Origin of the sequence: Clostridium intestinale DSM 6191 (genome assembly GCF_900130055.1) — a bacterium.
In the GTDB taxonomy this organism is placed as follows: Bacteria; Bacillota; Clostridia; order Clostridiales; family Clostridiaceae; genus Clostridium_T; species Clostridium_T intestinale.
Window position 1 is genome coordinate 113,172 of record NZ_FQXU01000013.1, and the last position, 6,456, is coordinate 119,627.

7 protein-coding genes are annotated in these 6,456 nt (G+C 29.9%); all 7 read right to left on the reverse strand.

What is annotated here, in order from left to right; translation table 11 throughout:
- Positions 1-13 precede the first annotated feature (13 nt).
- Complete coding sequence (locus BUA92_RS18450; RefSeq protein ID WP_073022110.1) at positions 14-1,339, reverse strand: aminotransferase class III-fold pyridoxal phosphate-dependent enzyme; 1,326 nt, start codon at positions 1,337-1,339, stop codon at positions 14-16.
- Positions 1,340-1,508: 169 nt separating this feature from the next.
- Positions 1,509-2,657, reverse strand: coding sequence for a PucR family transcriptional regulator (locus BUA92_RS18455; protein ID WP_073022112.1), 1,149 nt, complete (start codon positions 2,655-2,657; stop codon positions 1,509-1,511).
- Positions 2,658-2,864: 207 nt separating this feature from the next.
- Positions 2,865-3,680 carry a hypothetical protein gene (locus BUA92_RS18460; RefSeq protein WP_073022114.1) on the reverse strand — a complete coding sequence of 272 codons (816 nt, stop codon included), beginning with the start codon at positions 3,678-3,680 and terminating at the stop codon, positions 2,865-2,867.
- The gene (locus BUA92_RS18465) at positions 3,674-4,369 is read right to left on the reverse strand and encodes an ABC transporter ATP-binding protein (RefSeq protein WP_073022116.1); all 696 of its coding nucleotides are present in this window, start codon (positions 4,367-4,369) and stop codon (positions 3,674-3,676) included. Before BUA92_RS18465 ends, BUA92_RS18460 begins: the two co-directional genes overlap by 7 nt.
- Positions 4,356-4,730, reverse strand: a complete 375-nt coding sequence (locus tag BUA92_RS18470) for a GntR family transcriptional regulator (RefSeq protein ID WP_073022118.1) — start codon at positions 4,728-4,730, stop codon at positions 4,356-4,358. Before BUA92_RS18470 ends, BUA92_RS18465 begins: the two co-directional genes overlap by 14 nt.
- 147 nt (positions 4,731-4,877) lie before the next feature.
- Entirely contained in the window at positions 4,878-5,789 is a 912-nt protein-coding gene (locus BUA92_RS18475) for an AEC family transporter (protein ID WP_073022120.1), read from the reverse strand.
- A 451-nt stretch (positions 5,790-6,240) separates the two neighbouring features.
- Positions 6,241-6,456, reverse strand: a 216-nt coding sequence (locus BUA92_RS18480; protein ID WP_175550932.1) for a transposase, incomplete at its 5' end; no start/stop codon positions are given.

A 6,456-nucleotide genomic window follows, 5' to 3' on the forward strand; every position in this document is an offset into this window, starting at 1 on the left:
ATTTTCACCTCATCTAGATAAATTCTTTGTCCACAATCTCAAGCACTTCATCTAATTTAGCTAACTCTTCAACTAGCTGCTCTTCTGTAATAATTAATGGTGGTGCTACAAGTATCATATTTTCATGAGTATAAGTCATAAACTTTCTTTCTTTAAGCATTCCTAAGATTTTTCCCATAACTCCTTCTGGATCTTTTCCATAAGGTACTAATGCCTCTTTTGTCTCTTTATCCTTAACTAATTCCACAGCTGAAAATAACCCAATATATCTTACATCCCCGACAGATGGATGTTTTTCCTTGATCTCTTCAAGTTTTTCGCCAAGTACTTTTCCAACCTTATTTACATTATCTAAGATGTTTTCTTCTTCATAATAATTAATACAAGCAAGTCCTGCTGCACAAGCTAGAGGATGTCCGCTATAAGTTAATCCACAAGATAATAAATTATCATCAAAATATGCTGCAATTTCACTACTTACTGCTACTCCCCCAAGTTGAACATAACCACAGGTTACACCTTTTGCAAAAGTTACGATGTCAGGTTTTACTCCAAAATTCTCAAATCCAAACATCTTACCTGTTCTTCCCCAGCCTGTCATTACTTCATCACATATCATTAAAATACCAAACTCATCACATAAAGCTCTAACTCCTGGTAAATAGCCCTTCGGTGGAATTATTATACCATTTGAACCTGTTATGGTTTCTAAAACTATAGCTGCAACACTGTTTGGACCCTCATATATTATCTGTTCTCTTAATTTTGTCAAATAGTATTTTGTTGCTTCTTCTTCTGATTTAAAATCTATAGCTTCTCTATAAATATATGGATCAAAAAACTTAACAAACCCTGGTATGCCAGGTTCTAAAGTATATCTTCTAGGTTCACCAGTTAAGTTTCCTGCCCCAAATGATGATCCATGATAACTACGATAACGGCTAAATACCTTAGACTTACCTGTAAACATTCTTGCTATTTTAACAGCATTTTCGTTAGATTCTGCACCTGCATTTGTAAAAAATACTTTTCCCATATTATCAGGCATTAATTCGATTATTTTCTTTGCAAGCTTTGCTCGAGATTCAGCTCCAAAGGATGGACCTACAAAACAAAACTTGTCTACTTGTTCCTTAATTGCATCCCCTATTGCTTTATTCCCAAATCCAAGATTCATATTAACTAGTTGAGAAGACATATCTGTATATCTATTTCCATCATAATCCCAAAAATAAATTCCATCAGCTTTTTCAACGGATATTGGATTTAAATTTCCTTGTTTGCTCCATGATTGTAAATTATATTTCTTTAATGTACTTTTAATTTCCTCACCATTCATATCATAACACGCTCCCCTTAAATAAAAAGACGGAACTTATTCTATTGAACAAGCTCCGTCGCTGTTTATCAAATTTCTATTATTCATCTTTAACATGTTTATATTATATACCTGTATTTTAATTAAATACAATGAATAGGTGACTAAGTTTTTTTGTGCATATGCACATCTACATTAAATCTTTAATATAAAATCCTAAATAAAATCTTAACTTCTCATCTAATCCTAATGGATTAAATCCTGTTATTTTTTCAATTTTTTTAAGCTGATTATTAACTGTATTTCTATGAATATATTGTTTTTCAGCAACAAGACTTTGACTTCCGTTATTTTTTAAATATGTATATAAAAACTCCATTAAATCTGTATTATTTTCCTTATCATATTTCTCTAATTTTCCTAAGGTCTCCTCATAATATGCCTTTAGAATATTTTTATCTTTTGTATTTAATAAAATTTTATAAATATCTAATTTATCATAAAAAATTATCTCCTTGCCTTTTTTCTTAGCCATATTCATAGCTGTAAAAGCATTATTAAAGTTTTCCGCCTGAACCTTTATTCCTGCCTTATTTTCACCTACACCCATATAAATCTTACAGGAGTGCATATCCCATTCGCTAAAGAAATTAGTTACAAAACTATTTATATTATAATTACTATAATTAACTAAAACCAAAACCCAGCAATCATTATGGGGAAAAGATATATAAAGCTCATGAATACTTCTAGCAATTCTTTCAGAATACATTCTAATTCTATTCATATTAAACTCTTCATCTTTTTCTCCCTCAAAAGACATAACAATAAAACAGAAATTGCTATCCCTTAAATATCCATACCTCTCCATTTGAAGTATATGAGTCTCTAAATCTCCAATTTGAAATATAATATTTTTAATAGTTGTTGCAAGACTTATCTCTACCTGCTCACTTTGCATAATCCTAGAACATACATCCCTAGTTATATCAACCATCCTTGTTTCCCAAGGAATAGTATAAAGAGGCATGTTTACACTATTACAATATTTTATTACCTCTTCTGGAACCTCTTTAGTATAGGGCCCAATATTTATAACAAAGGCGCTAGTTCCGACGTTGTATAGTTTTTTCGTGTAATTTAAAAGCCAACCTTTTGTTTTATTAAGTATACCAGCAGTAAATACAACTTCATTTCCATGAAGAAATTTACTAACATCATCATCCTCTACGATATGTACCCACTCAACTAATTTATTAAGTCCCTTGTTTCCTGCTATTAATTTCATTTGGTAGAGTACAGCCCCATTTCCAAATAGTTTTCCTACTGTAATTGACATTATATCGCCCCCAAGCAATTACATATTTTTATTTATTATATAACAAAAGAATTCCAAAGGCGACTGTGAATATTTATTGTATTCCCATGAAACAAAAATAGAGATATAGAGATAGTAATTAGAAAAACTATTTCCACATCCCTATATATTTTTAAATTCTTTTGTTCTTATATTCCCATTAATTTTTTATACCAAAAGGCTCTCTCATTAATATTCTATCCTTTTCTCCATGATATAGGATGTTCCTGCAAAAAAGAAGCTTAAGATAGCTATATCCAATATCATAGAACTTAAACTACTTGCCATTCCTGTTGCTAATCCTTTAAAAAATGTAAAAGTTACTATTGGATAATTTTCAATTTTAATGGATAAATACAGTATTATAGCTACTAACACTCCAAATGTTATAATACTTATCAAGGTCGAAAGTTTATTTTTATGAGTGATAGCTTTCGCTACAGCTGTACAAAAATTTATTAATAAATAAAAGGATACATAAGATAAAATCACATAAATAATTGTAAATAGCAAAGAAAATGGATAATCAAGTATGATTTTAAGCCAGTCAGAAATTTGAGTTAGTAGAACTTTATCAAAATTACTCATAACTAAAATAAAAATCATTACAGATGCAAGCGCTATTATTGTACACCCAACAGTTACCACTATAGTTGATACTAACTTTGATAATATCTTTTTCCAAGAAGGTGCGGGTATCATAAGTTCTAAAGGAGCTTGCTTACCAGAAAGGTCTTTTTCATATCTTGTTACACCTTCAAAAAAAGGATAAATACTTATAAGAACAGTAAATAAAAAATAAAATACTATGCATACAAACCAGAAGAATCCAAATTTTGCATCTGATGTTCCCTCCTGTACAAATGGAACAGGATCACCACTTGTAACATTTAATACTTTACTTGTAACTAATAATATTACTTCAATAAGGGCATAGCCTAATAAAATATACTTCATACTTTTCCATTTTTTCATAAATTCATATTTTAATAAATTAGTTAACATGCAAAAACCTCCCTGTAAAGTTCGTCAAGGGTCATACTTTTTTCTATTCTTAAATCCTCTGCATTTCCACAAAGCTCAATTTTTCCTTCTTTAAGAAAGTAGACCTCATCTAGTAAACTCTCTACCTCATTAATAAGATGGCTTGTTATTATCATAGAGCTTTCAAAGTTAAAGCCTTTTAAGATTGCCTTTAAGATTTGTTCTCTAGCTACTGGATCTACCCCATTTAAAGGTTCATCAAGTATTATTAGTTTAGCTTCTCTAGCTAAGGTTAAAGCTAATGCTAACTTTTCCTTCATTCCTTTTGAAAGTCCTTTTACTGACATATCTAGCTCTAATTTCATAAAATCTAATAGTTCATAAAACTTTTCTGAATTAAAATCCTTAAAAAATGATGTATATACATTCTCTGCATCACTAATTTTCATCCAAGGATATAAAAAATCGCTATCTGGTAAATATGCAATTAACTCTTTTATTTTATAACCTATTTCGGTATTACATACTTGAACTTTTCCATCAGTAGGTCTTGTTAAACCAGCTATTATCTTCAAAAAGGTAGTTTTTCCACTTCCATTTGGTCCTAAAATGCCTACTATTTTTCCTTTATCAACAGTTAAATCAACTCCATTTAAAGCTTTTTTGGTAAGATATTTTTTGCTTATTCCATTAACTTCAAGAATTTTCATTTAATTTTTCCTCCAATACCTTTAATAAATATTTAGAAATATCCTCTTTGTTCATTCCAAGTTCCTTCATTTCATCAACAAATCTTTCTGTGTATCTTTGAGCCTGGGTATCCTTAAGTTCCTTCAAAATATCATCTCCATCAACAATAAATGTTCCTATTCCTCTTTGAGAATATGTTATTCCTTCCCTTTCAAGCTCCTGAAAAACTCTCTGTACGGTATTAGGATTAACTTTAAAATTCTCTGAGAATTCCCTGACAGATGGCATTTTATCTCCCCCCTTAAGCCTTCCAGATACTATATCAGCCTTAATTTTTTGTATAATTTGCATATAAATCGGCGTACTTTCATTAAATTTCATAGCTGTTACAGCTCCTATCTATATTACTAGTGTACCACTATGATAATACACTCGCATTTTAATGTCAATAGGTTCCATAAAAATTCTTTAGATAATTTTAAAAGCTACTATGAAGAAATCTCCTCATAGTAGCTTTTAAACTAATTTTTATGTAAATAACACTAATAAACCTGTCATTACGCAAATTGAAATTATAATACTTATTGAATTAGATAGAGCTGGCGCTGGATTATCTGGATCTATCATTTTACTATAAACTGCTGAAATTGTTGATAGGGGCGCAAATAAAATAAGAATAATCATTTGTTTGGCTAAAATAGGAAGTGGTATTAAAAAATATACTAATACTGCTATTATAATATTTCCCATGTACCTAGTACCTAATATCTTCATAACAGATTTAGCTTGCTGTTTAGTAATATTTATCTCTAACATAATCCCAATCATAAGCATTGCAAGAAACCCATTAGCATTTCCAATCATGGCTGCTATAGAAATAACTTCTTTTGGAATCACTATTTTAAAAATTGAAAGAATAAGCAAAAGAAGATATATATCAAATGGGAAAGATTTAAACAAAACCTTAAATAGATTTTTAAAGTTTATTCTCCCATTGCCTTCAACTTCATTTTTTGCAAATGCATAAGAACCACCTAAAACCATAAAGGAATTTCCTATATCAAACATACACATATAAACAAGAGCTAAGGGTTCAAAAAAACTTGCTGCAAAAGGAATAGCAAAATTACCAACATTATAGCCTGTACAATTAATCATATTAATTGCTTTTCCAATAGAAGAATTTTTATAACTTGTAAATTTAGAAAAATATAAATTAAATAAATTACTTAAAAACCCTACCAAAATTATTATAATTGCTGAATAATTTATACTCATTCCACTTGCTCCAGATATTAAAGCTGCTGGAAGAGTTATATTCATAATTATCTTAGATAAAAAAATCCCATCATCTCTCTTAAAAAATCCTTTTCTCTTAAGCATGTACCCAATAAAAATAATAAAAATAAATCCTGCTGATTTAACCAATACTGCTTCCATTCTCATCACCTTTCTTCTTTTAAACTATAACTTCTACTTAATATTTTCTACATCTATTTCTATAAATAATTTCAATAGCTCTTATTATAACATTAATTCACTCGTATTGTTTTCAAAATCAGCAATTGCATACTTTAGAGGATTCTTCCTTAATCACCTTACTTTTAATTTCTGATTTTCTAAACTTCTGATGTTCTGATGTTTTGATGTTTTGCGCAATTACGCAATTACGCAATTGCGCAATTGATTAATTGCGCATTGATTTATTATAATGAAATAGATTTATCTTAAGAAGCTTAAAGAGTTAAACTTATCTACTGAGTCAAGTACCACCGGCTCAGCCGGAGGCTTGATTAAGCCCTATAAGGGCATGATACTGGCGGCGCTACTCGCGCTCTGAAAAACCGCCAATCGCAAAACTTTTTCAGCGGCCACCTATAAGGTGGCTATTTTATTTGCTTACTTTTGCTTGCTCTCCCGTAAACGGGTCGATATATTCTTTCATACTTATTTGCTCTGCTAACTGATCTTCTTGTAACTGATTTTGTATATATTTTGTTATCGCATTTTTATTTCTTCCAACTGTATCTATATAATATCCTCTGCACCAAAAGTGTCTATTCCCATATTTATATTTTAGATTTGCAAATCTATCAAATATCATTAG

Coding starts and splice junctions, on each gene's coding strand:
- BUA92_RS18450 (WP_073022110.1), bottom strand. CDS start 1,339: ATGAATGGTGAGGAAATTAAAAGTACATTAAAGAAATATAATTTACAA.
- BUA92_RS18455 (WP_073022112.1), bottom strand. CDS start 2,657: ATGTCAATTACAGTAGGAAAACTATTTGGAAATGGGGCTGTACTCTAC.
- BUA92_RS18460 (WP_073022114.1), bottom strand. CDS start 3,680: ATGTTAACTAATTTATTAAAATATGAATTTATGAAAAAATGGAAAAGT.
- BUA92_RS18465 (WP_073022116.1), bottom strand. CDS start 4,369: ATGAAAATTCTTGAAGTTAATGGAATAAGCAAAAAATATCTTACCAAA.
- BUA92_RS18470 (WP_073022118.1), bottom strand. CDS start 4,730: ATGAAATTTAATGAAAGTACGCCGATTTATATGCAAATTATACAAAAA.
- BUA92_RS18475 (WP_073022120.1), bottom strand. CDS start 5,789: ATGGAAGCAGTATTGGTTAAATCAGCAGGATTTATTTTTATTATTTTT.